This window comes from Streptomyces sp. ITFR-16 (assembly GCF_031844705.1).
In the GTDB taxonomy this organism is placed as follows: domain Bacteria; phylum Actinomycetota; class Actinomycetes; order Streptomycetales; family Streptomycetaceae; genus Streptomyces.
In genome coordinates, this window is record NZ_CP134609.1 from 1,724,198 (window position 1) to 1,748,729 (window position 24,532).

The following is a 24,532-nucleotide window of genomic DNA, read 5'->3' on the forward strand; positions in this document are numbered from 1 at the left end:
ATTCACGAGTCGTATAGACAGCGCCCAAGCCGACCCCATACGCCCGTCCGCCTCTAGCTTCCCACCAGGCACTGACACCTTGGCCATCAAAGCGCGGTATCCGCCGCGTACTCCGCCCTCAGCTCATCCGCGACCCGCTTCGATGCCGGCGGCCTTACGGCCGTGGGCCTGGCCTTCGGCTCCGCCTTTGGCTTCACGGCCTCGGCGGAGTCGGGGTGCGGCTCGTCCTGCTCCGCCTCCTCCGGTTCCGGCTCTTCCGCCTCAGCAGTTCCTCGCGGACTATCGAGCGGCGAGTCCAGACCCGCGTCGTCAGCGATCTCGGCCTGGTCCTCAAGCAGCTTCTCGAACGATGGGGACAACGGCTCTTTGGCCGCATCCGGCGTACCGCCCGCGGTCGTATGCGCGATCAGCGCGAGTCGTGCGTCGGCCGGCGCCTTTCCAGCAGCCTTCAACAGCGTCGAGCACGCCTTTGAAACGTCATCCAGCGTCGGCCTCTCCTCGGGAACGTGGGCGAGCATGGAGGCGATCAGTGGCTTAAGCCCCTCGGGCACACCGCTCAGATCCGGGCCGATGTCAGGATTCGCCACCTGCACGGCGACGGCCTCCCACACCGCACCGTCGTACGGGTAGTGGTGCGCCGCCGCATACAGCAGAACCGTGCCCAGCGCGTACACGTCCGCGGCTGGCGTCACCTTCGGATGTCCGCTCGCCTGCTCCGGCGGCATGCAGCGCACCGTCCCGATGATCATCCCGCTGTGGGACAGCGACTCCTTCGCGGCATCCATGAACGCACCGAGGCCGAAGTCGATGATTATGGGACCTTCTGTGCCCATGATGACGTTCTGGGGCTTTAGATCCCTGTGGAGCAGCTCCGCGGCGTGCACGGCGCTCAGCCCCTCGGCGAGCAACGCGCCCAGACTGGCGACCAGCGGCAAGGGGAGAACGCCGTCCTGGTCCACGCAGGCCAGCAAGGTACGTCCGGCCACGTACTCCATCGCCAGCCAGGGGCGGTCCGCGAACGGGTCAGCCTCCAGGAACCGCGCCACCCTGTTGGTACCGATCACGGTGCGCGCTATCAGCGCTTCCTTTTCGAAGCGAGCCCGTGTGACGGGGTCCAGCTTGTCGCTGCGGATCAGCTTCACCGCCACCGGCTGACCACCCGGGGTGTAGGCGAGGTACACCTCCCCCATGCCGCCCGAGCCCAGCTCCTTGGCCACGGTGTACCGGCCGATCCGCTCGGGCGTCCCCGTCATCTGTTGCTCAGCACTCCTTACACGCACGCCTGCGCCATCCGGTCCAGATTCGTGGGCGCCGATCAAGCCTAGTCGCTCGTTGCACGGGGCATGCAGGGTTCTGTTGTCTCTGCTGCTCTAACGTGGGGCATCCAGCCCCGGCGGCTGTCGGCTGCCCGCTCAGCAGGTCATCACTTGCCCATGATCAGAGTTGGTCACCCCAATCCGCCAGGAGAGCGTCAGCTACGCCTTCCTCGTAGACAGCCGCCTGATGCTCCTGCATCGCATTACTCAAACGCGGGTCCCATGAAGTGCTACGGGCCTTTCCGGACAAGGCGACGTGGTCGTCCTCGGTCCGGAGCCCCTCCAGGTAATCCTCAGCGCTCATCTTCCAGGGCTCAGCTCCGTAGCGGCCGATGAGCTGATTGGTCATGTCGATTCCCGGCCAGTCGAAGTCCCCGTGGTAGAGGAGCCGACCCCCTCCGTTGACGATCAAGCGGGCCAGTCGGTGGAAGGCCGTTGACGGTCGGCCTTCGGCGCAGATCAACGGCGGGCTGCTCGCGCCGAGTTCTCCAGCGGCGCGGCGGAGGACAGCCGGGTTCTCACACACGTACACCAGCGGCAGGTGCACGGTGACGGGCAAGGTGACCAGCTGGTGAAGTGTGACGTGGAAGGGGGTGCCGTATCGAGCCGCGTCCGTGAGCCACTCCCCCAGCCCTCGACCAGCCGCCGGCAGGTTGAGGACGAGGACGCGGCTGGCCAGGTCGTCGACGATGACGTCGAACGCGTCCCAAAGCTCGCGCCGGGCCTCGGCTCCTGCCGCGAGCGGAACTCCTCGTGCTGTTGCCAACGCACGGAGTACGAGGGTCGGCAGCGAGCCTTGGCCAGGGTTGAGGGTCTTGGTGTTTCCCGTGGTCGCGTCAGCCAAGGCGGCCAGCATGACCGGGGGCGAACCGCTGGCGCGTGCATAGAGGTATTCCAGAACGCGGATGGCCTGGATGAGGAGGCGTTCGTCCTTCTTATTGATCAGCCCAGTGATCGTCCCGTCAGAGGCAAGACCGCTCAGCCACTCCTTGTACCAGGGGTTCTGGACGTGAAGCGTGCTGGCCTCTCCCTCGGCCAACAGCTGCTGCCGGGCCTGATCAATGGCGCTCCGCTCGTCGGCTCGAAACCGCAGCGGAGGACCGAGTCGTTCCAAGAGCTCTCGGAGGGAAGCGCCGGTGACGTTGCGGACGTTCTGGTCCAGTGCCTCGAGCGGAAGAGAGACTCGGCGGACGTCCGCCGAGCGATACACGCCTGTGATGCCGATGATGGCGTTGCGCTCATCTGGCGTTGGATTTGTCAGGCCGATAGAGCCGGTGATCTCGCCTCCGTTGCGTTCAAGAGAGCGCCGGGCGGCTCCAAGAAGGCGGCCGAACTCAGGGCCGCGATAGCGCTCGTATGCGTCGGGCGTCGGCAGGCTCATTGCTCCCCCTCGCTTTCCTCAGTGCCGCTGTCCATCGGCTCTTCCTCAGGCACGTCGGTGAGCAACCCCGCGTGGGCCGGAACGCGGCGGCTTGGCCGGAAGCTGAGCAGCTCGGCGGCCAGATCTTCGGGTCCGGGGTATCCGACGTCGTCGATGATCTGTTCGCCGTCCCAGACCAGCAGCATGGCGGAGACAGTGTGCGATGCCTCATCGTGCTTCATGTCGTAGTGCGAGATCTGCGGCACGTCGGGATACGTGATCCACAGGTCGTAGCCGGTCATGAAGAGGTCGAGGTCGAACTTAACCGTGAGGGCGAGCAAGTCGGGGCGGTACTTCTCGTCGATGCCGGCGAACGCCTCGTCGAGGGCGATCAGGCGTGGGCAGGTGGGGTAGGCGGAACTGTACTGGGCGTGGGCGGCGGCGAAGAGTGGCAGGTGAATGGAGGCGGACTTCTCACCGCCGGACATCACACTGTGTTTGGCCTTGGTGAGAACTTCTCCTTTCTTCCTTTCCTCCTCACTCATGCCCGGGCGGAACAGCCGCAGTTCGAACTTGCGCCAGGATCGGTAGTCCAGGACTTCGGCGATCACGTGTTGGTAGCTCTGCTTCTTGTCTGCGGCGGCCTTGGTGCGGATCTGGCTGCGCAGGTGGGATCGGAGTTCGGCCAAGCTCGCCGGGGCGAGCCCGGACGCGTCCTTCTCCAGCAGTTTGCTGACGGCCTTCTGGGAGTCGGTCAGGCTGTCGGAGGCGACCCAGTGGATGCCGACCGTCGTTCCGGATGACATCGGCCTGGCCCGAGTGTCGGCGTCCATGTTTCTGACCAAATCGCGGGCCGCGGTGGTGCGGCTGTGAATCTGCTCGGCGAGCCCGGTCAGCAAGCCGTCTTCAAGGACGGTGCGTTCCTTCTCCTCCAGCAATACCCGATGGTCGGCAAGTTGTTCGGCCAATCGGCGCGCGAAGTCCGCCACCGGCGCCGGGCCTTCGCTGTCGGTAACCCGGGCCAGGATGATGTCGCCAGCCTGCTCCCACTCGAAGAGGTAGCCCTGATCGGATCCGAGCAGGGCGCCTTCCAACGTGGTGATGGCCGTGGAAATCTTTGTGGTGGCGGTCTTCAGGAGGCTCTCGGTGATACGGCGACCCTGAGTGGCTTCATCGAGTGCGTCGACAAGGGAGATGACGGTCGTAGGGACGGCGCTGCGGGCTGCCTCGATGCCAGTGACCGAGGTGTCGTGGGCAGTCAGCATGTCCATGAGTCGCCGCACGGTCTCCTCGGCAGATGGCCACACTTCGCGCGGTACCCAGACAGTGTCCACCACTGTGTCGAGGAGGCCGAGCAGGTCCGGCCGGGCGTACGGCTCAAGGGTGAGGGTCGTTCGTACCTGCTCACGCACGGCGGTCGTCAGGACGTCGCCGACGAACTCCAGAGTGTTCTTGGCCTTCATGAGCCGGTCACGCTGGTCTTCGACGTCCTTCACCGCACGCCGGTGTGCCTTCTCTGCTTCCGCCAGCTGCCCCTCAGCCACCTTGATCTTCTGGAGGATCTCCCGGAGCGGTGCTTCAAGCGTCTCTTGCCTCGTACGTAGCCGCTCTTCCAGGACGGCGAAAGCATCCTTGCGTGTCTGCAGCTGCTCGGCCTCCTCGGCGTAGGTCTGTGCCTGCCCTTCGATAATCTCTTTGCGGCCCGCGAGGTCCTTCTCGGCCTCATCGATCTGTTCTCGACATACCGCAAGCTCCTTGCCGGCAGCGCCGAAATCGGTGACGGCCTGGGCGACACCTTTCAGTTCCTCACGGGTCGTAGGAAGCCGCGCGGCTGTGGCGGCTTGTCTCAGCAGCCGCTTCTTCTCGTGTGCACGGGCAACAGCACCATCAAGGTCTTTGCGAGCCTTCTCAAGGCGACGGCGAGCTCCGGCGAGATTGCCGGCGATCACCGCCACGTCGCGTGCCGCTTCGTCGATCATCTGGGTGCTGGGGAGCTGGCAGCGCGCGCGGTCGAAGTCGTCGAACACCTCCTGGGCGTCCTGCCGTTGGACTTCGGCATCTGTGAGCTGGGTCTCCAGCACGGTGATGGCCCCATCGAGGCGGCTCAGCCGCTCACGTCGGCGTGCAGCCCGTGCAGTGGCTCCGATGTACTCCGGCTGTTCCTTGGGGTGGGCACCGACCTGAACGCCCAGGGAGAAATGCGACTCGACGGTCATGCAAGGGGCGCTATCCGTGTCGATGTCTCTGTCGGCTGTCGGAGCTTCGTCCGCGACACCGATGGAAGCGAGGACGGCTTGCACACCTTCGGGGCTCACATGTTCCTGGTCTTCGACAATCAGGATGTCGGCCAGTGTGCTCCCGGTGGGCCGTTGCGTGACGGGCAGTGGACGCAAATAGGCATCGGCGACCTTATCGCGCAGTGCCTGGTCGGTGGCCTCCGAGCCGGGGTGCAGCCATGCGGTGAGCAACCCGGCCGCGTACAAGGCGCCTTCCACCGCCGCAGCGTGGTCATCGGAAATGTGATCGGCGAACCGTACGAGCTGCCACAGCGGAGCGCCTGACCTTCCCTCTCTGTTGGCGGGCCGCAGGTCGCTGAGCGGAGGTGCCTCGTCTTCTTCAGCCGCCACCCTGTCTCGCTCGCTTCGCGTCTTGTGCAGGGCGTCCGAGATGTCGTCGTACTGCCTCTTCAGCGTTTCGACGCGGGTGAGGGCAGCAGTTCGGCGCTGATCAGTGAGAGAGCGCAAGACCTCAGGCAGCGGGATCGCTGCCGGCTCTCCTGCGGCGGCCAAAGCAGCGAGCAGGGGCGCACGGTCGGCGGGGCAGAGAACCGCGGCTTCGCCGTCGTTGGTCCAGCGAGCGATAACTCGGTCGAGATCATGGGCGGCCTCTGCGCGCGCCTGGCTGAGTTGATCGGCGGCGGCAGCTGACTTCTGCTCGGTCTCCGTGAGTTCAGCAGCTGCGCTATCCACACGTTTTTGCTCGCGGCCCTGATCCTCCATAGCTTGCTCGACTGCGGTGAGATGGTGGCGCACATCCTCGAGTTCGGTTTCGCGCGCGGTCGTGTAGCCGACGACGTGCGTCTGAAACGCGGCATCGAAGTTCAGTGCGTCTTCTTCGAGGAGGATGCCGGATCGGCGTGCCGCGTCCAAGAGGTCTCGGGTGTGCCGTGATGCGGCTGCGTTGAGTTTTTCGCACCGCTCGCCGACCCTCGCTGCCTCACCCTTGAGAGTGGCGAGGTGCCCCCAAGCGCCGTTGAGGAGGCGGTCGCTGTCTTTGATGCCCTGGCTCTCGCCGCGCACTCGGTCACGTAGCTCGTCGAGGTCCTTCTGCTGCGTAACAGCGTCATGATTCCTGAGGGTGGCGAGGCGTGTGCCGATCTCTTTGCACTGCCGTTCCCCGGTGTCCCGGCGTTGCCGTGCCTCAGCCAGTTGCCCGTCGGCGGTCCGCCGTTCCTCCGCTGCCTGAAGGATCCTGGCGCACTCATCGGCCGTGGCCTGCGTGCGCTCCTTGACCTGGCCTACGCGGTCTCGGGCGTGGACTTGAAGGTAACTGGTGTACTCACGCAGGAAGTTCTGTACGGCTGTGTCGGCCCCGGCCAAGGCATTGAGGAGCGCCTGGATCTCTGCGAGGTTCTCGAAGTCCCGGGCAGCTTGCTTGATCAGGTCTTCGTCGACGGGGCGCAGACCCGCGGTGAGAGTGTCGGACACCTTGGCCGGATCCAGGTCCTTGGCCAGGAGAGGGCGGCGCAACTGGAGCAGCAGGTTGATCAGTTGGCTGTAGCGCTCGCGTCCAAGGCCGAACAGCCGGTCGTCGATGGCATCGCGGTATGCCTCTGCCGTCTCGTACGTGGCATCCTCGCCCAGCATTTTCGCCAGTGCCTTCTCCCGCAGTGGCCGCGAGGCATCGTCCAGGAGACCAAAGTCGAGGCCCATGCGGCCATCGGTGACGAAGTAGAAGCGGGCCGGCGAGGGCATCGCTTTCGTCACTCGCATGCCGATGCCAGCGGTAACAGCCTCGATGACCTTGCCGTCGGGGGCAGTGCGGGCGAATTCCATCCATACATAGCCGTATGCGGACTCCTGCTTCTTGTAGAGCAGGTTCGATTTCATGGTCCGTTCCTCGCCACTGAACGGATCCAGCCGTCGTGCGTCTAGGACGCCGTCCAGCACGAGGGGGAAGAGCACCTCCAGGGCCTTGGTCTTGCCGGATCCGTTGTGCCCGCGAAGCACCAGGCGACCGTCGGCGAAGACGAATTCCTCGTCGATGTAGTCCCACAGGCCGATCACGCCCGCACGCGTGGGCTTGAATCGGGCCTCCGGATAATCGGCCTTGCGGGGATGCGGGATGAGCGTCATCGAGAGGTGTCCTCTAGGGGGAAGTCGAGGGCGAACTGACCTTCATACGCAGGTCGAGGCAGCACGGCGGTGATATTGCGGTAACGCGCCGCGGCAGGGCACACCAGGATTCCCCCAGGGACGAGGTGCACCAGGCGCAGGTCTGCCAGCAGAGAGAGGGCCTCGGCCAGAAGCCCTCCGGGATCGCCCTGCCATTTATTGGTGAACGAGGACGGACCGAACTCCTCGTACAGCTCGGTGATCATCTGCTCCAGCACGCCTTGCTCAACGAACGGCAGGCCCGCCCGCTGTTCGGCTGCGTCGGCTTCCGTTCCTGGTCCGTACGCCCCTTGGCCGTTGTCTGTCTGCGGGTCATGAGCGAGGGCTTCGAGTGTGCCGGCCTCGGGCAGGGCCATGTCGATGCGACTCAGCAGGTCCGCGTGTTCTTCTCGCGGGTCAGGTGGGAGAAGGCGCTGCAGGCTGCCGGAACGGTCGGGGTCTTCCTGTAGGTCCGCGATCTTCGCCAGTATCAGACCGGCGGTCCGGTTGACTGCTCCTCCTCGCCCCGGGAAACGCTTGTCGGTGAAACGCCCCGTGGTATCGACAAGCATGATCCCCTCAGCCCGGCGCTCGACGGGCAGACCGGTCAGACGCGCGATGTCCTCGGCCAGAGTGGGCTGGCGCAGCGCGATCGCGGTTTCCGGGTCGATGCCGGCGAAGTAGACCACCGGGTGCTCGATGAGCATCCGTCGGGCCCGCTGGGCAGCCAAACGCCGACGCGGGTCCCGCCCGGTGCCCGCGGTCGGGGTGTCCAGCAGACCGGCGGCACTCGTCAGGTGCTGCAAGGGCCTGTTGGGCTTGAAGAGGGCTGCGCAGGTGTCGTGGTCGATGTCGAACAGAGCGTCCCCACGATCGTGGTCGCGGGCCCAGTCCTCGGTGGAACCGTCGGAAATCCGCAGCGCCCCTCGGTCGACAAGCCAGTCCATCACGTCAACGACCGCGTCCTTGTGGCCCGCTGCCGTCGCGTCGAAGCCGAGATACTCGATGGCGTTGGCGTACGGAGCAAGGAACTTGACGAGATCGGCGAGGGTGATCTCTATCCGCGACCGGTTCAAGCCCGCCAGGACCAGACACAGGTATGCGAGCCGCCGCCGGTCGAAGGGCTTTTTACTCTTCACCGTGAGAAACGCCTGGCTCTCGTCGAAGGTATCCAGCCGCCGCAGCAGGCGAGCATGACGGGCACTCGTGGACAGCGTGTATCCGAAAAGGTCCCGGAAGTCCTTCGTCAGTTCGTCGGCCCACTGCAGGACCGACGCAAGCGCCTTGGTCCGCGGGTAGGTCTCGGTGACCACGCTGTGCAACAACAAGAGCCGGGCCGCCTGCTGGTACGAGCTGAGGTCCGCGGGCTCCACAGATGCGGCTACGCGCTGGGCAGGCATCAAGGCGACCCCGATCCGAGACGGCGACGCATCGCACCGTGTGGCTTGATCTCCAGGGCGAAACCGGGCAGGTGCAGCGTGCCGGTTTCGGTCCGCACGCGACTCCCGCGTTCACTGGGCACAAGACGCAGCGTCAGCACATCGCTGCTGCCGGTGCCTGAGCGCAGACGTCCCGCGACGACCGTTCGCGCCTCCAGGGCGCGGGTCAGCAGCTTGAGCACGGCGCGAGTCTCCGCCTGGTTCAGTACTCGATCATGAGGTCCGTGCTCCAGGAGAGTTTCCGCCGCGCTCCGTTCCGCGGCCCGCTCTGCCAGTTGAGCCTCGCGCAGGCGGGCGTGCGCGCCCCGGGACTTCCGCACCGGCTGCGGACCTCCCTGCGCCGGCCTCTTACCGTGCTTGAAGAGGCTGACGCTGATCTCCACACCCGGCGCCTCCCACCACGTCGAACGCGGCGAGATCTGGTCGTCATCATCGTTTGCGCCCGAAAGATGCCGTACGGAGCGCAGATCGAAAGCGGCGGCGACCAGAGCGTTCGCCGCCTGCTCATCCGGTGCCGCGGCAGCCCACGCGGCCAGATGCCGTAGTTGAGTAGTGCGGCTCACGCCGCCTCTGCGTGACTCCGTGACCTGCCTCAGCAAGGCGATGACCCCAGAGATCGCGGTGCGAGTGGCGCCCTGCAACTGATCCGCCCTGGACCCGCCCGCGCCATCGGCCAAGAACCACTGCCGCAGCCCCATCCAGCGCCGCCGCCAGTCCTCCAGCCGTACAGCCGGGCGCATCATGGGCCGTTCGTCCGCTGCGGCCGCCCGCTCCAGCAGCGTCTCCACCCCGGTGTCCTCCACCTCATGCACAGCCTCAGCCAGGCGGGACGCATAGCGTTCCAGTTCGGCCGTGAACTCGCTCATGTGGGCCAGCAGCGCATGCTTGTACCGGAGGAACGTCTCGGGGGAGATGTCCGTTGTACGGACTACGTCGTTGAGCGTCAAATAGAAGCGCGCTGCCCGTTGGGTCATGTCCTCCAGCACGCTGTCGAGCCGGGTGAGCTTGCGGTAGACCTCGTCCTGGTCGCCCTGCCGGTTCGCGGTGGCCAGGGCCTTGAAGTCCGCCAGGATGTCGGCGAAGACCAGACGCGACAGGTTTGCGTCCTGGACCCGCGACCCGATGACCTCTTCCACCGCGCAGTAGACGCGGTAGCCGATCTCAGTGAACTGGTACACCGACTGGCGGTTGCGGTAAGCGGCCAGATTGCCGCACCGAGTCGCGTCCTCCACTTTGTAGAGGACCTGCTCGTCCTCGGCCGCGAGATTGTCAAGCATGGCCCGCAGGTTCAGGTCTGTAGCACTCGGTACCTCGTCGTGCGCTGCCGCAAGTTCGCTCAAGGCCTTCGCCACGTCATCGGTGTGGACCTGAACCTGGTGCACAGCCCGCAGCACATTCATCGCCCGCAGCACCCACAGGTACGCGACGTGGTTATCGCGCTGGGTGAAGTTGAACAGTCTGAGCCGGTCGCCCACTGTCAACGAATCTAAATCGAACGACTCTGCGATTCCCGAGTCATCACGCTGCAGCACCTACACCGCCCCTCGTTCACATCTACTGCTCCTACCCTGACAGTTGCCACTGACAATCACGCCGGAGTGCTCGGAACAGGTTGCCCCTGAAGCCGCTCAACGGCCATGCCCTCAGGCAGCTATCTCCCGAGAAGCCGCTTTCGGATCAGGTGAGCTGATAGTCGCTGGGCTGATAGAGCCCGCAATATCTGGCCAGAATTCGCCCGGTGGCCAGCACGGCTACGGACTGCAGTGAAAAGAAGCGCAGCGCTGAGCTCCAGGTCAGCCGGATCGACCCAGCCGATGCGGGTGGTGCGGCAGCGGACGGTGACCTCGTACGGAACCGGGTCAGTGCCCCTCGGGCGCGGTGGGCCACGGGCGGTCTGGGCCATCGCGCCACTCCAGCCACTTCGGATCGTTCAGGACTCCGTCGGGGTCAGGGATGCCGAGCGCTTCGAGGAAGACGACCAGATCGTGGTCGGAGTAGGCGGTGCCCAGGATCTCGTCACGACCTCGGCGGTAAACCGTGACCCGCCGGCCGCCCGCCGCCGAGGGACGATGGACGACGATCGGCGCGCTGCGCATGCACTCCACCCCGCAGTCGTTTTCCCTGCCTGGCCATCGTGCGCGCGGGCTGTCGATCACCCCGCCCGCCGGACGGCCGGGGTCGCGCTGGGGACGTTGCGCTGGGCCAGCTCCTTCAGTTCCATCCGGGCAGCCGGGGTTCCTGCCGATCCTCTCCAGAACGGGTGGTCGGCGATCCGGGCCGACAGCTCCAGCAGACGGCGGCGACCTTCGGTCGGGCTGGCGGCCGAGGAACCATCCGCGATCTGCCGGTAGGTGCTGTACCAGGCGGTCTGGTCACGTAGGAGGTCTGGGGGGAAGTCGTACGGGCGCATAGCAACTATTAGATCGGATGTTCGATTACGCGGGCAACCGGCCACGCAGGCGTCTTCCGCTACCCCTCAGCGTGAACCGGCCCCACCAGACGGTCCGGCGCGCTAGAGGTGGAATAACCAGGGCGTTCGTTCGATTGGCTTCCTTGCAGAGATCGCGGGAGGGGGGCGCTGGTGGCCGAGCTGATGATGTTTCGGCAGGACGCGGACGGACGGGATGTCGAGCTGGCCGGCTCGACGGTGGCGCTGGAGGTGGAGCTGCAGCGGCGGGTCGAGGCCGGCCTGGAGCAGATGCTGGGCGTCCGTTTCCTGGCCTCGGAGTATCCGACCGGGCCTTGGCACCGGGGGCGGATCGACACCCTGGGACTCGATGAGAACGGCAGTCCGGTGGTGATCGAGTTCAAGAAGGGCTCGGACAGCGGGGTGATGTCCCAGGCGGTCTCCTACCTGTCCTGGCTGGAGTCGGCGCACCACGAGTTCGAGGCGCTTGTGCGGAAGGTGCTGGGGGCGGAGGCCGCCGAGTCCGTCGACTGGCGTCGTCCGCGGATGATCTGCATCGCGGCGGGCTTCTCGCACCACGACCGGGTGGCGGTGCAGAGATTGCCCGAGCGGATCGACCTGGTGCGCTACCGGATCTTCGACGGTGGCCTACTGGGGCTGCTGCTCGTGGACTCCGCGACCGGCTTCCCGAGCGCTGCCTCGTCTCGCCGGGATCGGGAGCGGGCACCCGTGGCGGACAGCGTGCCGACGGCTTCGGCGGTCTCTCCGCCTGCGGGTGGAGGAGCGGTGCCGGAGTGCCTGCGGGACCTGTATGCGGAACTGGACGAGGCGCTCACGGCATGGGGCGAGGTGGAGGTGGCGTCCCTGCGGCACTACATCGCCTACCGGCGGTTGGTGAACGTGGCGTCGGTAATCTTCCGTCCGAAGCACGAGGCGATCCTGGTGTACCTCAGACTCGACCCGGACACGGTCGAGTTGGAGGAGGGCTTCACCCGGGACATGCGCGGTATCGGACACCTCGGGACCGGCGACCTGGAGGTCCGCGTCGTCTCGGCAGCCGACTTGGAGAAGGCGGCGCCGCTGATCCGGCAGGCGTTCGAGGCGGCCTGACGTAACAGGAGGGGCGGCTGGTGCATCGGTTAGTCGATGCTCCAGCCGCCCCTCTGGCGTCTGTGGGCCGCCGGCCCTGGCCTCTCTTCGCTCTCACGCTCATGCCTCCGGTCCGGCCAGCTCGAAGTCGTCCTTCGTCAGTTCGGCCCGCAGCCGCTCCTCGGCGACGTCGGCGTAGTGCGCGGACAGCTCGACGCCCACGAAGCGGCGTCCCTCGCGCAGGGCCGCGACCCCGGTGGAGCCGCTGCCGGTGAACGGGTCGAGGACGGTGCCGCCCTCGGGGCAGACCTGGACGAGCTGCTGCATGACCTCTACCGGCTTCTGGGTGATGTGAACTCGGCCCTTGCGGGGCTGGGAGGCGATGTAGTGCCCCGGCAGGTAGAGATCGCGGGTGTTGTCGAGGGAGCCCTTGACGCCCCAGATGATGAACTCCGAGTCCTGCTTCGGCCCGCCCTTGCGGGGTCGGCTGGACGGCTTGATCCACGGAATCGTGCCGCTCCAGGTCCATCCCGCCATCTGCAGGGCGTCGGAGGTGGTCGGCTCCTGTCGCCAGTCGGTGAAGACCATGGCGACCGCGTGCTCGGTCGAGGCCCGGTACGCCTCGGTGAGCAGTTCGGTGAGCCAGGAGCGGTAGGAGCGCTGGTCGCGGTTCTCGCCGGGGAAGTTGGCGAGGTCGTGCGCCGAGTTGCTCGTGACGTACTTGGCACGTGCGGTACGGCCGGTCCGGTCGGAGCTGGTGCGGCCCCCGGAGTTGTACGGCGGATCGGTGATCACAGCCTGGACGCTCTCGTCCGGGAGGGACTTCAGGACGGTCAGGGCGTCGCCTCGGTGCAGCGTGTAGCTCATGGGGAGGGCCTCTCTTCGGGCGCGGCGGAGTCTGGACCTGCTCCGGGCAGCGCTCAACGGCGCGCATCCGGTGCGAGGTTGCAGCGGAGGTTAACGGCGAATTCCGGCTGCGCCTAACGAGGTGGCTCCCTGCTTCGGGCCCCTGGATGGCAGTCGTTTGGCGCGGCCGGAATCCCGGTCTACTGTCTCGCCGTGCCACCGGGAAGGAGCGCTGCTCCACCACCGCTGAGCTGTGCTTATCCGTGCCGTCTCGTCCAATCGAGCAGCGTCGGAGGCATGTTGCCCATCTGCCCGCGAGCGCCGTGAGGAGGCCCCTGTGCACTGCCTGAGATTACGAGCGCGGCTGGCTGCCGCGCGTGACCTGAAACCGGCGTCCTGGAGCTACCAACTCCTCTGACCCGGGCCCGCCGAGAGGCGGATGCACATCGGCGCGGTGCCGACGGCTTTGCACGAGAAGTCGGCACCGTGTCTCCTTCGAACGCCGAGGAGCCGCTGCGATGCAGCATGCCCTGACACACCCGCGCCCCGACCCACCTCCCTCGACCGGTCCGCACCACCGTCGCGCTGAACGGCGGCGGCCGTGAAGAAGACGACGGGAGCCCTCGTCGGTCTGTGCGCCACCGGACCACTCCTGCTGGCACTGCCGATCCTTGGCATCGGTGCCGGGACCGCCTCGGCTTCGTGCTCGACCGACGGTGCACAGGGTGTGGACGCCTCCGCCGTCGCCAAGCAGGTGAAGGCCATCCTGGACGGCGGCGACAAGGGCTCGGTCTCCGTGCCGGGGCTGGACGCGCCTGCCGACCAGGTGCCCAACGCCAAGACGATCCAGGCCACGGGCGTCGCGATGAACATCCCCACCCGAGGGCAGGTCGTCGCCCTGGCGACCGCGCTGCAGGAGAGCGGCCTGCGGAACCTGACCTACGGCGACCGCGATTCGCTGGGTCTCTTCCAGCAGCGGCCGTCGATGGGCTGGGGTACGGCCAGCCAGATCCTCGACCCGGTGCACGCCTCGACGAAGTTCTACGAGGGGCTCAAGAAGGTCTCCGGCTGGCAGTCCCTCTCTGTCACCCAGGCCGCCCAGGCAGTACAGAAGTCGGGCTTCCCGGAGGCGTACGCCAAATGGGAGCCGCTGGCCACCGCCCTGCAGAAGGCCATCGAGCCCCTGCTGCAGAAGGCCGGCGGCGCATCGCCGAGCCCGTCGCCGTCCGGCTCTGCCGACACCAGCCCCTCTCCCGATTCTGCGGGGGGTTGTTCGGCGGACGGCGACGGGACGGACTTCGGCACCATCCCGGCGGGTGCACTGCCGAGGGAGTACAAGATTCCCGCCTCCGCGCCGCCGAAGGTACAGACGGCGATCCGGTGGGCGCTCGGCCAGCTCGGCACCCTGTATCAGTGGGGCGGCACGTGCACCGACTCCCACGGCAAGAACCCGATGGGCCGCTGCGACTGCTCCTCTCTGATGCAGGGCGCGTACAAGGCCGCCGGGGTCACCCTGACGCGGACCACGTACACGCAGGTCAAGGACGGCAAGGCCGTCTCGGTCGATGCCCTCAAGCCGGGCGACCTCCTCTTCACCGAGGGGACGGCCGCCGTACCGGAACACGTCGGGATGGCGATCGGGCAGGGCCTGATCGTCCACGCCCCGCACACCGGTGACGTCGTACGGATCACCACCGTCGCGTCCTGGAAATCGCGGATTCTCGCGGCCCGCCGAGTCGTCTGACCGGCGCTCCTCCCCCCTCCTCACCTCCCCTCGCACCGCTGGTTCGCCCCACCGGGCTTTGGCGTGCGCTCATTCGAACTGGAGTTCCCATGTATATCGCTGAACAGGTCATACAGCTCGCCTACGACCCGGGAATCAAGCCCAACGAGGGCGGGCTCCCTGGGCTCAACGTCCTCAAGCAGGTGATGGGCTCGATCAACTTGTTCGGGCTCATCGCCGTGGTCGGAGCCCTCGCCGTCAGTGCGGGCGTGTGGGCCTGGGGTCACCACTCCGGTGGTCACCAGGCCGAGGCGAACGGGAAGAAGGGCGTGCTGGTCAGCGCGGGCGCGGCCCTTCTTCTCGGTGCGGCCAACGGTGTAGTGGCGTTCTTCTCGACGCTCGGGACGCAGGTGTCTTAATGAAGAAGTCAAGCCACTTGCGCCACCGACGGACCGGAGTCGTACAGCCGACCATCGCGCAACATCGCCCACAGCACACCGACTCGGCGTCGCGCCAGTGCGAGCACGGCCTGGACATGCGTCTGGCCCTCGGCTCGCTTCCTCAAGTAGTACTCGCGCGACTGGCCGGGCCTCATCATCGCCGTCTGCGCGGACAGGTAGAAGATGTGCCGCAGTCGCCGGTGGTAGCGCTTGGGCCTCTGGAAGTTGCCGGTCCGGCGGCCGGAGTCGCGCGGAACCGGCGCCAGCCCGGCGTGCGACGCCAGACGTCCAGCGTCGGCGTACCCGGACAGGTCACCGACGATCGCCACGAACTCCGCGCCAAGAATCGGGCCCATACCAGGCATCGACTCGATGACCGCAGCACGCTCATCCGTGCGGAAGACCTCGCAAATCTCCCGCTCGGTCTCCTTGATCTGCTCGTCCACGTCCAGGAGCTGGCGGGCGATCACGCCCACCTGCCGTGCTGCTCGGTCCTCACCGGGCAGCACGGTGGCTTGGGACCGGGCGGCCTCGACAGCCCGGTCCGCGACATCGCCGGCCTTGCGGACGGCCCGGCGCCTGAGCCAGGCGGCAAGCCGGTTGGCGCCGAGGCGGCGCAGTGCGGCCGGCGTCTGGTACTCGGTGAGCATCGTGACCGCGCCCTTGGAGGCGGAGTAGTCGAAGGCCCGCTCCAGTGCGGGGCTGATGCCGACCAGGGTGTCCCGCATCCGGTTAATCAGCCGAACCCGGTCGGCTACCAGATCGGCTCGGTGCGCAGTCAGCAGCTGGAGCGTGGCGACCTGCTCGTCCGGGAGGCTGAGAGTGGCGAAGTCCCGTCGCAGCCGGGCGGTATCGGCGATGACCAGCGCGTCCTTCGCGTCGGTCTTTCCTTCACCCCGGTAGGCCGCCGACATCCGGTTGACGGTGCGGCCGGGAATGTAGACCACGCTCTGGCCGTGCCCGATGAGCATGGTCAGCAGCAGCGTCGAGGCGCGACCGGAGATGTCCACCGCCCACGACACCTCGTCGGCGGCTTCGCACACCGTCGCGATCAGTTCCAGGATCTCCGTCTCGTCGTTGGCGACCTTCCGGGAGAGCGTCATCTGGCCGTCGCCGTTGATGGCCACGGCCCAGTGATGAGCCTTGCCGGCATCGATCCCGACCCATATGCGTGCGCTGCGGTCCGTCACTCGAGGTACTCCGTTCCTCCGTGCCCAGCATTCACGTGGCCCGAGGAACACTCCGCCGACAGGACCCTCAAGAGCGATCTTCGCAGTTCTCAATCACCAGTCGGAGCGTCCCGAAGGACCGGGCGGCCACACCTGCGTAGCCATCGGCGGCATCCACTGATCAGCCATACCCGGTCCTCCCGGACCGCCTACATTCTGAGGGTCCACTGATGGCTCAGCACTCCACCCACCCCGGCGGCGCATCTCGCGTGCGCCGCCGGGCGCTGCTCGGCACTGCCGTCCTGGCGGTGCTCGTCGCCCTCGCCGGCCTGGCCGCCTACCTCACCCGCGAGGGCCGAAGCCCCTCCGATACCGCTTCCCCACCGCCGAGTTCGCCCACCGCGTCCTCGTCGCCCGCGGCACCGTCCGGGCCGCACACCCGGCCCCGCGCTCTGCCCGTTCCGCCGAAAACCCACGACCCGATCACGTACGGGAAGGCCGCCGCCGCAGCGCTGTGGTCGTACGACACCCGCGCGTACTCGCAGCCAGAGCTGCGCAAGGCGCTGCGCGGCTGGCTGACCACGGAGTCGAAGTACGCCGACCCGGCCTCCGTCGACCAGGCGGTCCCCTCGGCCGTGCTGTGGAAGGAGATGGCGGCCAACAAGCAGGTCGCCACCGCCAGGATCAACGAGGGGCACTTCCCGCATGCCTTTACCCAGGCTCTCCAGGAGGACCCCGGGGCGATCACCCAGGCGTACGTCTACGCCGTCACGGTCTCCGGCAAGCAGTCGATTCGCTGGAAGGGCTCGGCTGCCGGCGGCGCGGAGAGCCGGTCCACCACCCTCGCGGTCCAGTGCCGGCCCAACCATTCCTGCGCCCTGGTCGGCGTCATGCCGTCCGTCGCGCCCTGACCCTCGCCCCAGAACGGAGGTATGACCTATGGGAGTCTGCGACTTCCCGCTGATGGACAAGGTGTGCGGCGCTGTCGACTTCGCCACCAACCCCGCCGGCACCGTCACCGACGGTCTCGGCGCGTGGATCGCGAAGTCGGCGGGCGAGCTGGCGTCCAGCGCGGCCGACCTGGCCGCCAAGGCCGTCAACAAGACGACGGCCATCGATCTCAACGCCGGGTGGTTCCGCGACAACTACGAGTTGCTGCTGCCCATCGGCCTCGCCCTGACCGTCGGCATCTTCTGCATCCAGCTCATGACCGCGGCCTGGCGCCGTGACGAACGCGCCCTCGCCAAGACGGCGTTCGGCACCATGACCGGAGTCCTGTTCAGCTTCTCCGCCATCGCCTTCACGACCGTCGCCATCACCATGGTGGACGCACTGTCCGACGGCCTCTTCAAAGCCGCCAACACCTCGATCGACGACGCGATCCGTCGTGTGATCAAGGTTGATCAGATGGGGGCCATGTACGGCCTCGGCTGGGGTGTGCCCGCGCTGGTGGCCTTCGGGTGCGCGATCGGCGCCTTCCTCTACTGGGGCGTGATGGTGGCCCGCAAGGTCGGCGTCCTGATCATGGTCGCGCTCGCGGTGTTCGCCGGGGCGGGCGGCGGCTGGGAAGTCGCCAAACGGTGGCGGCGCGGCTGGATCGAGGCCACCGGCACCCTGATCGTCTCCAAGCTGTTGATGACCGTCGTCTTCCTGATCGGCGTCTCCGCCATGGGCAAGACCGACGCCAGCGACGGAATGGCGGCCCTGTCCGACGCGATGGCCGGCATCGTCGTGATGGTCCTGGTGTTGCTCTGCCCCTACGCGACGTACAAGTTCGTACACTGGGCCAGCGACGGCGGCGGCCACGACGACATGCACCGCACTGGTGTCGCCGGCATGGCGGTCGCCGCAGGAGCCGCGAAGACCGCAGGCAGCCTCGCGCTGCGGGCCGGTACCGGCGCTCCCGCTCCGCAGGGTCCGAACCAGGTCCCGGGCGCGGGCACCGATGGCGTCGCCTCCGGCATCAACCCCTCCGGCAGCAACCTCAGCAAGGAGGGCATCGACGCCGGGCCGCCCAAGCAGCAGACCCGCTTCCGGTACGGCGAAGACCCGGACGCGAGCGGCGACAAGGGCCGGGCTCTGATCCAGCGCCCTGGGATCCCGCCGCTGATCACACGTCCTGGCGAGGACGAACCGGAAGGGTCCGAGTCGACTGCCCAAGGCGTTGCGGGCGGTTCCGGTCACCTCGCTGCCGCATCGGCTCCGGGCGGCGACATGACCTCCATGCCGCCAGCCGACCCCGGACCTTCGGCCTCGGGCACTCCGGCGTCCGCGTCCGGTCCGTCGGCCACCGGCTCCGCGACGCCGACGAACTGGGTGTATCCCACCCAGCCGCCGTCGGGTTCCTGACCCACATCACCGGGGGCGGGCCGCACTCCACGGCCCGCCCCCGCCTCCCCATCCGCAGGAAGGTTTCGCCATGACGTCCAGAAGAGCGCCGCGCGCCCCGTCCTCCGCCCGCTCCCACCGTCTGGAACCACCATGTCCGGCAAGCACCAGTCCTCCACGCCCACCGTGAAGTTCCCGCACCGCAGCAGGCGCGGCGTCCTGCTCGGCCTGTCCGTCCCGCAGTTGGCCGTCGCCGGGCTCACCGGCCTTCTCCTTCTCGCCGTGATCCTCGCCCGCGGTGTGGTCGGCGCCCTCCAGCTCATCCCGCTGTGGGCCGTGATCGCCCTGCTCGTCTTCGTCCGCCACCGAGGCCGTGCTCTGGCGGACTGGGCCCCGATCGTCGTCCGGTACGCGCTGCGCCGGATGCGAGGCCAGCTCGTCTGGCTCACCCGCCCCTCTCGCCGGCCGACCCGCGAGGGACTGCTCCACCTTCCCGGCACCGCTGCCAGCCTGCGCGTGACCACTGCTCCCGACGGCAAGTACGGCGCCGTCCACAACCCGCACACCGGGACGCTGACCGCGGTGGTCAAGGTCTCCTCCCGCGCCTACGCCCTGCTCGACCCCGGCACCCAGCAGGCCAACGTCGGTGGCTGGGGACGCGCGCTGGCAGCTCTCGCCCGTACCGGGCAGATCGCCCGCATCCAGGTGATCGAGCGCACCATCCCCGACTCCGGCGACGCGCTGCGCCGCTACTGGGAAGAGCACGGCCGCCCCGACACCCCGATGGCCGGCGCGATCTACAACGAGCTGATCCAGAGCGCCGGTCCCGCAGCCGCCCCGCACGAGGCGTACGTCGCGGTGTCCCTGGACACCAAGGCGGCCCGTCGGCTGATCAACCAGGCTGGCGGCGGTCTCACCGGTGCCTTCAGCGTCCTCGCCCAGCTCACCTCCACGTTCGACCAGGCGGCGCGGACCGCCGGTCTCACCCCGACGGGCTGGCTCACCGCCCGCGAGATCGCCGCCGTGGTGCGCACCTCCTACGACCCGAAGGCGCTGGCGACACTCGACCGCTGGTCCACGGCCGGTCGCCCCGAGGCCGAGCCCGCCGCCGCCGGCCCCGTCGTGGTCGTCGAGAAGGCGGACCACATCGCCACCGACTCCGCCGTGCACGCCACCTACTGGGTGGAGAACTGGCCGCGCACCGAGACCAGCGCCGGCTTCCTGCACCAGCTCCTGTTCACCGGCGGGGTGCGGCGCACGCTGTCGCTCTCCTACGAGCCGAAGAACCTCGACGCCGCCCTGCGCGACGTGCAGCGCAAGAAGTCCAGCGTGATCGCCGACGCCGCCGAACGGGCCCGGCGCGGCCAGGTCGACTCCGAGGCGGACTCGATCGAGTACCAGGACATCAAGTCCCGCGAACGCCAGCTCATCGCCGGGCACGCCGACGTCGCCCTGACCGGTCTGCTGACCGTCTCGGCCGACACCGAGGACGAGCTGCGCACCGCCTGCGCCGTCGTGGAGACCGCCGCTGTCGGCGCCCAGCTCGATCTCCGGCCGCTGACCTGGCAGCAGGCCGAGGCGTTCACCGCCGCCGCGCTGCCGCTCGCGCTCGCTGCCTGACCCCTCCCTTCGAAAGAGCACCCTCATGTCCCGCACCGCCAGCCCGACCGCGCAGGACTTCGTGCCCTTCGCCACCGCCGCGCTCGACTTCCACCGGGCCCTCAACATCCCGGGCGGCCCGCTGGTCACCACCCGGGCCGAGCTGGACGCCCTGCACGCCCACCTCGTCGCGCTGTACGGGCTGCTCGACGCCCACACCGGTCGCACCGGGCAGCTCGTCGCGGTCGAGGGCGACCAGCTCCGTACCGCCCGCACCCGCATCTGGCAGGCCGCCGAGCACCTCCACGCCGCCTACCACGCGGCGCCCCGGCCGGACTCCGGCGAGATCCCCGCACCGGAGGCGTGCCAGGCCGGCCTTCCGGAGGGAGCACCGGAACTGACCATCTGCCAACGCCACCAGCGCACCGCTCATCTCGTCCGGCGGCGCACCACCCCGGCCGACCTGCACGCCCCGTTCACCGGCCTCGTCCGCCGCTGACCCACCCCTCATCTGGAGAACGCTCATGCCCCGTACCCGCGCCAGCGCCTCCCCTCTGTTCGTGCCCCGTAAGACGACGCGCGGCGAGCAGCGGGCCGCCCGAGCCGGTTTCACCGAAGCCCGCCGCCAGGCGCGCCTCGCCGGAAACCCGCCCAAGCACCGCGCCGAGCAGACCCTCGACCCGGATCTGCGGCCCACCTACCCGCTCGCCGGTCGCCCCGGTCCGGCCTCCGCCCGCGGCGGCAAGCTCGCCCTGCCCGCCCACCGGATGACCACCGCCACAGCCAGCGGCGCGTACCCGTTCGTGGCCGAGGGCGGCCTGGGCGCCGAAGGGGTGTTCATCGGCCGCGATGTGCACGCGGAGGCGGCCTTCTGCTTCGACCCGTTCTCGCTCTACAACAGCGGCAGGGTGGAGGGCTTCACCAACCCCAACGCGGTCCTGGCCGGGATCATCGGCATGGGCAAGTCGGCGCTGGCGAAGTCGATCGCCACCCGGTCGATCGCCCACGGCTACCGGATCTACATCCCCTGCGATCCCAAGGGAGAGTGGACCGGCGTTTCGCAGGCCCTCGGCGGCTACAGCATCGCCCTGGGCCCGGGGCTCCCTGGACGGTTGAACCCGCTGGACGCTCCGGCCCGCCCCGCCTCCGTGAGCGAGGAGGACTGGTTCACGGAGGTTCGCAAGCGCCGTCTGCTGCTGCTGGCCAGCCTCGCCCGCACCGTGCTGAAGCGCGACCTGCTGCCGATGGAGCACACCGCCCTCGACCTGGCCCTGGACCTGGTCGTCGCTGACGCCGCCGCCCGGGGCACGGTGCCGCTGCTCGGCGAGATCGCCCACGTACTCGGCTCCCCCGAACGCCTCGACCAGGCCCTCGGCCACCAGGCGGGGCACCTCGGTTCAGCCGCCCAGGACCTCGCCCATGCCCTGCGACGTCTCGTGCACGGCGACTTGAGCGGCATGTTCGACGCGCCGAGCACCGTTTCGTTCGACCCGACCACACCGATGCTGTCCATCGATCTCTCCCGTCTCGGCGGCTCCGGTGACGACACGGCACTGGTGCTCGCGATGACGTGCGCGAGCGCGTGGATGGAGTCAGCCCTCAGTGATCCCGATGGTGGTCGGCGCTGGGTGATCTACGACGAGGCGTGGCGGCTGATGCGGCACGTCGGGCTGCTGGAGCGGATGCAGAGCCAGTGGAAGCTCTCCCGAGGGCTGGGCATCGCGAACCTGATGGTGATCCACCGGCTCAGCGACTTGCTCTCGGCGGGCGACGCCGGCTCGCGCGGCCGGGTCCTGGCCGAGGGGCTCCTCGCGGACTGCAGCACGCGCATCATCTACCGCCAAGAGCCCGACCAGCTCGCCGCCGCTGCATCTCTGCTCGGCCTGACCGGCGTCGAGACCCAGGCGGTGTCCGCCCTGACCAAGGGCCGAGGTCTGTGGAAGGTCGCCGGCCGCTCGTTCATCACCCAGCACATCCTCCATCCGGCAGAGCGGGAGCTGTTCGACACAGACGCCCGTATGGCCGCCTAGCCCAACGACCAGCACAGCAAAGGGAATCGATCATGTCTGCTTCTTCCACCCCTTCCTCCGGTGACAACCCGCCGTGGCAGGCCACCGACCCTTTGGCGTGGCGACGGCACCTCCCGGCACTGACCTCGGCCGCCGCCGGGATCAACGAGGCGTGCGACGCCTGGGACGCGATTTCGGACTCGCTCTGCGACGCGGACGGCTGGCCGCTGGACGACAAGGCCTACGGGGACGGGAAGGCCAAGCGGGACGCCGAAGCGTGGAAGCACGCCGAGGTGTTCCTCGACCACGGACCCGAGGTGCTGGCCGGGGTCCGCGCCGCCGCCAACGGCCCCGACTACGTCGAGGGGCCGATCAGTGACGACCTCCGTCGGATACGCGGGATCGACACCATCCTGTTCCAGGCGGCGGAGCTGCGGCACGAATGGGACGGCGTCATGGCGCTTATGGACGGTTCGCAGCCGAGCGTGCTCCACCTCTACCAGGAGCGTGCCGAGGAGCACCGCAACACCGAAGGCTGGCACTACTCACACGAACTGGGTTCCAAGGGACCGGCGTTGGTGCGCGTCGGCGAATACCTAGCTCACCGGGCGGACACCGAACGGCCGGCGCAGACCGAGCGGGCTCGCGTCGCCCTGACCCGCTCGACGCACAACACCGCTGCCGTACCACCTGCTTCGACCCAGGTCCCGCCGGCATCGCACCCGCCGGCTCCCTGTCGCTCGCGGTGATCCCTAGCACGCAGTCACGGCAGCGCCAAACTGCCCGATCACCGGATCCTCATGGACCACCGCATTCCTTCAAGCTCCACGCCCCGTCGGCTCCCGCCGTGCGGCGGGGCGTTCGCAACGGAGAACTCCATGCACCACAAAACCTCGCCCCCGACCGCCACGTCCGATCCGCGTCGCCTTCAGGCTGCCCTCTGTTCCGCGCTCGGGCAGCGCGGCCTGGAGGGCACCGTCGAGTACGGCCTCAGCGACTACATCGTCCACGCCGAGCTTCCCGACGGCAGTTCGCTGATCATCTCGCCGCCGCAGGAGCCACCCTCCGAGTACCCCGAGTCCCCGGAAAGCTGGATGGTCACCCGCCACCGGTCCGCCGAGCCCGCCGTCTACGAGGTGATCTACGACTCCGAGCCGGACAGTCCGCATGCGCGCCACGGCGGCAGCGTGCCGGACCTCCTCTCCGCTGTCGACGCCCGCCTGGACCAGCTTGGCGTACCACCACGCCAGGAGCAGGAACGTTCCGGCAAGGCGCGCGCCGCCACCGTGCTCCCGCCCGACTCCGCTCCATCCCGGGCGAGTATCGCTCTCGCCTCTTCGCCGTCGGTCGGCCAGCTCGTGCTCCCGACCGGTCCGCCGCCGGAGTCTTCCACGCGGGCCGCGCCGCCGGCGGCCAGTTCCTCATCCGCCCCCCGGCTCTGACCGACCGCGATCCAGGAGTCCTCCGTGCACCGCACCCGCAGAACTGATCCGCCCGTCGCCCGCACCTGTAACCGCACCCGCCTCGGATGGATCTGCCATGCCCAGCCACTACGACGTGCTGCCCGACCTGGCCTTCGGCCACCACCCCGCCCACGGCATCGTCGCCGCGAACCCGAAGAACCTCGCGGCCAGCACCTGGATGCTCAAGGGATTCGACTTCCATCCCGTCCCCGACCAGCCGACGTTGTACGCGCTGGCCGACCAGAACCGTGACGGACACGGCCGTACGAGCCGGGCCATCGAGCTGCTGCGCAAGGCCGGCTACCAGGTCGATGTGGACATCGCACTTGACCCTGCACTGGCGCCCGAAACGGCACAGGTACGCGACCGCGGTCCGCTCGGTGAACCAGACGTCGCCTTCGCCGATCACCCGCAGATCGGCATCGTCGCAGCCCTCGACGACCGTGTCTCCGGCCTCAGCGGGCTCGCGCTGGTGGAGGACGGCTGGCGGCACAACTCGAGCCTGGACATCTACACGCTCCCCGCGACCACCGATCGCGTCGAGGCGCTGGGGAAAGTCGCCGACGCCACGGTGGCCCTGCACCGTTCGGGGCTCCAGGTCGCAGTGCAGCCCCGCCTCGCTCGAGAGGTGACGGCTCGGCCCCGCCCTGCTGCCACGTCGGCGGTCGGCCGTGAGCGCGGCCGTGGTCCCGCTCACGCGTCTCCGTTGAGCGCCGCCGCGCTCGCCGCCAGCCCGGCCCGTGCCGGTCTACGGGGCAGGGCGCCGGTCCCCGCCGCCGCCGTCACCACACCGCCGGTCCGGCCGGTTGACCCTCGCATCGCGTACTCCCGCGACCGCTGATCCAACTCCTCAAGGAGGCCCTTCCATGGCCGTGAAGACGATCTGGCCTATCGACCACACCTTCTTGGGACAGCTCCGATCCGTCTCATGGCGTGTCACTCGGTCTGATGAGTGGGCCCGTGCGCCCATT

Annotated in this window: 20 protein-coding genes; 11 read left to right on the forward strand and 9 right to left on the reverse strand. The window is 68.3% G+C overall.

Annotated features, from left to right (window positions below):
- Nucleotides 1–86 precede the first annotated feature (86 nt).
- From RLT58_RS07555 to RLT58_RS07585, 7 genes are all read right to left on the reverse strand, one after another.
- Nucleotides 87–1,253 (reverse strand): serine/threonine-protein kinase, encoded by a 1,167-nt coding sequence (locus RLT58_RS07555; RefSeq protein ID WP_311309622.1) that lies wholly within the window; start codon nucleotides 1,251–1,253, stop codon nucleotides 87–89.
- Between the two features lie 184 nt (nucleotides 1,254–1,437).
- Nucleotides 1,438–2,697, reverse strand: coding sequence for a TIGR02679 family protein (locus RLT58_RS07560; RefSeq protein WP_311309623.1), 1,260 nt, complete (start codon nucleotides 2,695–2,697; stop codon nucleotides 1,438–1,440).
- On the reverse strand, nucleotides 2,694–7,031 hold the full coding sequence (locus RLT58_RS07565; protein ID WP_311309624.1) for a TIGR02680 family protein: 4,338 nt from the start codon (nucleotides 7,029–7,031) through the stop codon (nucleotides 2,694–2,696). Before RLT58_RS07565 ends, RLT58_RS07560 begins: the two co-directional genes overlap by 4 nt.
- Entirely contained in the window at nucleotides 7,028–8,449 is a 1,422-nt protein-coding gene (locus tag RLT58_RS07570; protein WP_311309625.1) for a DUF2398 family protein, read from the reverse strand. The genes RLT58_RS07565 and RLT58_RS07570 overlap by 4 nt, the downstream gene beginning before the upstream one ends.
- Nucleotides 8,449–10,020, reverse strand: a complete 1,572-nt coding sequence (locus RLT58_RS07575) for a TIGR02677 family protein (protein ID WP_311309626.1) — start codon at nucleotides 10,018–10,020, stop codon at nucleotides 8,449–8,451. The genes RLT58_RS07570 and RLT58_RS07575 overlap by 1 nt, the downstream gene beginning before the upstream one ends.
- 327 nt (nucleotides 10,021–10,347) lie before the next feature.
- Entirely contained in the window at nucleotides 10,348–10,584 is a 237-nt protein-coding gene (locus RLT58_RS07580) for a hypothetical protein (protein ID WP_311309627.1), read from the reverse strand.
- 56 nt (nucleotides 10,585–10,640) lie between these two features.
- Entirely contained in the window at nucleotides 10,641–10,898 is a 258-nt protein-coding gene (locus RLT58_RS07585; protein ID WP_311309628.1) for a DUF8825 domain-containing protein, read from the reverse strand.
- A 171-nt stretch (nucleotides 10,899–11,069) separates the two neighbouring features.
- Here RLT58_RS07585 and RLT58_RS07590 point away from each other — a divergent pair, with 171 nt between their 5' ends.
- Nucleotides 11,070–12,005 carry a DUF5655 domain-containing protein gene (locus RLT58_RS07590; protein ID WP_311309629.1) on the forward strand — a complete coding sequence of 312 codons (936 nt, stop codon included), beginning with the start codon at nucleotides 11,070–11,072 and terminating at the stop codon, nucleotides 12,003–12,005.
- 99 nt (nucleotides 12,006–12,104) lie between these two features.
- On the opposite strand, the gene RLT58_RS07595 is transcribed toward RLT58_RS07590, so the two are convergent.
- The gene (locus RLT58_RS07595; protein WP_047471334.1) at nucleotides 12,105–12,851 is read right to left on the reverse strand and encodes a DNA-methyltransferase; all 747 of its coding nucleotides are present in this window, start codon (nucleotides 12,849–12,851) and stop codon (nucleotides 12,105–12,107) included.
- A gap of 580 nt (nucleotides 12,852–13,431) precedes the next feature.
- On the opposite strand from RLT58_RS07595, the gene RLT58_RS07600 reads away from it, so the two are divergent.
- On the forward strand, nucleotides 13,432–14,574 hold the full coding sequence (locus RLT58_RS07600) for a C40 family peptidase (protein ID WP_311309630.1): 1,143 nt from the start codon (nucleotides 13,432–13,434) through the stop codon (nucleotides 14,572–14,574).
- A gap of 89 nt (nucleotides 14,575–14,663) precedes the next feature.
- Nucleotides 14,664–14,972: a DUF6112 family protein gene (locus tag RLT58_RS07605; protein ID WP_311309631.1), complete on the forward strand. Its 309-nt coding sequence runs from the start codon at nucleotides 14,664–14,666 to the stop codon at nucleotides 14,970–14,972.
- Between the two features lie 8 nt (nucleotides 14,973–14,980).
- On the opposite strand, the gene RLT58_RS07610 is transcribed toward RLT58_RS07605, so the two are convergent.
- Nucleotides 14,981–16,183, reverse strand: coding sequence for an IS110 family RNA-guided transposase (locus tag RLT58_RS07610; protein WP_311309632.1), 1,203 nt, complete (start codon nucleotides 16,181–16,183; stop codon nucleotides 14,981–14,983).
- A 209-nt stretch (nucleotides 16,184–16,392) separates the two neighbouring features.
- Here RLT58_RS07610 and RLT58_RS07615 point away from each other — a divergent pair, with 209 nt between their 5' ends.
- The 8 genes from RLT58_RS07615 (at nucleotide 16,393) to RLT58_RS07650 (ending at nucleotide 24,402) form a co-directional block, all read left to right on the forward strand.
- A complete protein-coding gene (locus tag RLT58_RS07615; protein ID WP_311309633.1) occupies nucleotides 16,393–17,073 on the forward strand; it encodes a hypothetical protein in 681 nt (226 codons plus the stop codon).
- 28 nt (nucleotides 17,074–17,101) lie between these two features.
- A complete protein-coding gene (locus RLT58_RS07620) occupies nucleotides 17,102–18,511 on the forward strand; it encodes an SCO6881 family protein (RefSeq protein WP_311309634.1) in 1,410 nt (469 codons plus the stop codon).
- A 132-nt stretch (nucleotides 18,512–18,643) separates the two neighbouring features.
- On the forward strand, nucleotides 18,644–20,110 hold the full coding sequence (locus RLT58_RS07625; protein WP_311309635.1) for an SCO6880 family protein: 1,467 nt from the start codon (nucleotides 18,644–18,646) through the stop codon (nucleotides 20,108–20,110).
- A 25-nt stretch (nucleotides 20,111–20,135) separates the two neighbouring features.
- Nucleotides 20,136–20,588 (forward strand): DUF6238 family protein, encoded by a 453-nt coding sequence (locus RLT58_RS07630; protein WP_311309636.1) that lies wholly within the window; start codon nucleotides 20,136–20,138, stop codon nucleotides 20,586–20,588.
- A 25-nt stretch (nucleotides 20,589–20,613) separates the two neighbouring features.
- Nucleotides 20,614–22,119 carry a putative type IV secretion/conjugal transfer ATPase gene (locus tag RLT58_RS07635; protein ID WP_311309637.1) on the forward strand — a complete coding sequence of 502 codons (1,506 nt, stop codon included), beginning with the start codon at nucleotides 20,614–20,616 and terminating at the stop codon, nucleotides 22,117–22,119.
- 32 nt (nucleotides 22,120–22,151) lie between these two features.
- Entirely contained in the window at nucleotides 22,152–22,847 is a 696-nt protein-coding gene (locus RLT58_RS07640; protein ID WP_311309638.1) for a hypothetical protein, read from the forward strand.
- A gap of 129 nt (nucleotides 22,848–22,976) precedes the next feature.
- Complete coding sequence (locus RLT58_RS07645) at nucleotides 22,977–23,540, forward strand: hypothetical protein (protein WP_311309639.1); 564 nt, start codon at nucleotides 22,977–22,979, stop codon at nucleotides 23,538–23,540.
- 97 nt (nucleotides 23,541–23,637) lie between these two features.
- On the forward strand, nucleotides 23,638–24,402 hold the full coding sequence (locus RLT58_RS07650; protein WP_311309640.1) for a hypothetical protein: 765 nt from the start codon (nucleotides 23,638–23,640) through the stop codon (nucleotides 24,400–24,402).
- The last annotated feature ends 130 nt before the right edge of the window (nucleotides 24,403–24,532 follow it).

Excerpts from the sequence above, each read along its gene's own strand:
- RLT58_RS07555 (WP_311309622.1), bottom strand. The coding sequence starts at position 1,253 with ATGACGGGGACGCCCGAGCGGATCGGCCGGTACACCGTGGCCAAGGAG.
- RLT58_RS07560 (WP_311309623.1), bottom strand. The coding sequence starts at position 2,697 with ATGAGCCTGCCGACGCCCGACGCATACGAGCGCTATCGCGGCCCTGAG.
- RLT58_RS07565 (WP_311309624.1), bottom strand. The coding sequence starts at position 7,031 with ATGACGCTCATCCCGCATCCCCGCAAGGCCGATTATCCGGAGGCCCGA.
- RLT58_RS07570 (WP_311309625.1), bottom strand. The coding sequence starts at position 8,449 with ATGCCTGCCCAGCGCGTAGCCGCATCTGTGGAGCCCGCGGACCTCAGC.
- RLT58_RS07580 (WP_311309627.1), bottom strand. The coding sequence starts at position 10,584 with ATGCGCAGCGCGCCGATCGTCGTCCATCGTCCCTCGGCGGCGGGCGGC.
- RLT58_RS07585 (WP_311309628.1), bottom strand. The coding sequence starts at position 10,898 with ATGCGCCCGTACGACTTCCCCCCAGACCTCCTACGTGACCAGACCGCC.
- RLT58_RS07595 (WP_047471334.1), bottom strand. The coding sequence starts at position 12,851 with ATGAGCTACACGCTGCACCGAGGCGACGCCCTGACCGTCCTGAAGTCC.
- RLT58_RS07605 (WP_311309631.1), top strand. The coding sequence starts at position 14,664 with ATGTATATCGCTGAACAGGTCATACAGCTCGCCTACGACCCGGGAATC.
- RLT58_RS07615 (WP_311309633.1), top strand. The coding sequence starts at position 16,393 with ATGGCTCAGCACTCCACCCACCCCGGCGGCGCATCTCGCGTGCGCCGC.
- RLT58_RS07620 (WP_311309634.1), top strand. The coding sequence starts at position 17,102 with ATGGGAGTCTGCGACTTCCCGCTGATGGACAAGGTGTGCGGCGCTGTC.
- RLT58_RS07625 (WP_311309635.1), top strand. The coding sequence starts at position 18,644 with ATGTCCGGCAAGCACCAGTCCTCCACGCCCACCGTGAAGTTCCCGCAC.
- RLT58_RS07630 (WP_311309636.1), top strand. The coding sequence starts at position 20,136 with ATGTCCCGCACCGCCAGCCCGACCGCGCAGGACTTCGTGCCCTTCGCC.
- RLT58_RS07635 (WP_311309637.1), top strand. The coding sequence starts at position 20,614 with ATGCCCCGTACCCGCGCCAGCGCCTCCCCTCTGTTCGTGCCCCGTAAG.
- RLT58_RS07640 (WP_311309638.1), top strand. The coding sequence starts at position 22,152 with ATGTCTGCTTCTTCCACCCCTTCCTCCGGTGACAACCCGCCGTGGCAG.
- RLT58_RS07645 (WP_311309639.1), top strand. The coding sequence starts at position 22,977 with ATGCACCACAAAACCTCGCCCCCGACCGCCACGTCCGATCCGCGTCGC.
- RLT58_RS07650 (WP_311309640.1), top strand. The coding sequence starts at position 23,638 with ATGCCCAGCCACTACGACGTGCTGCCCGACCTGGCCTTCGGCCACCAC.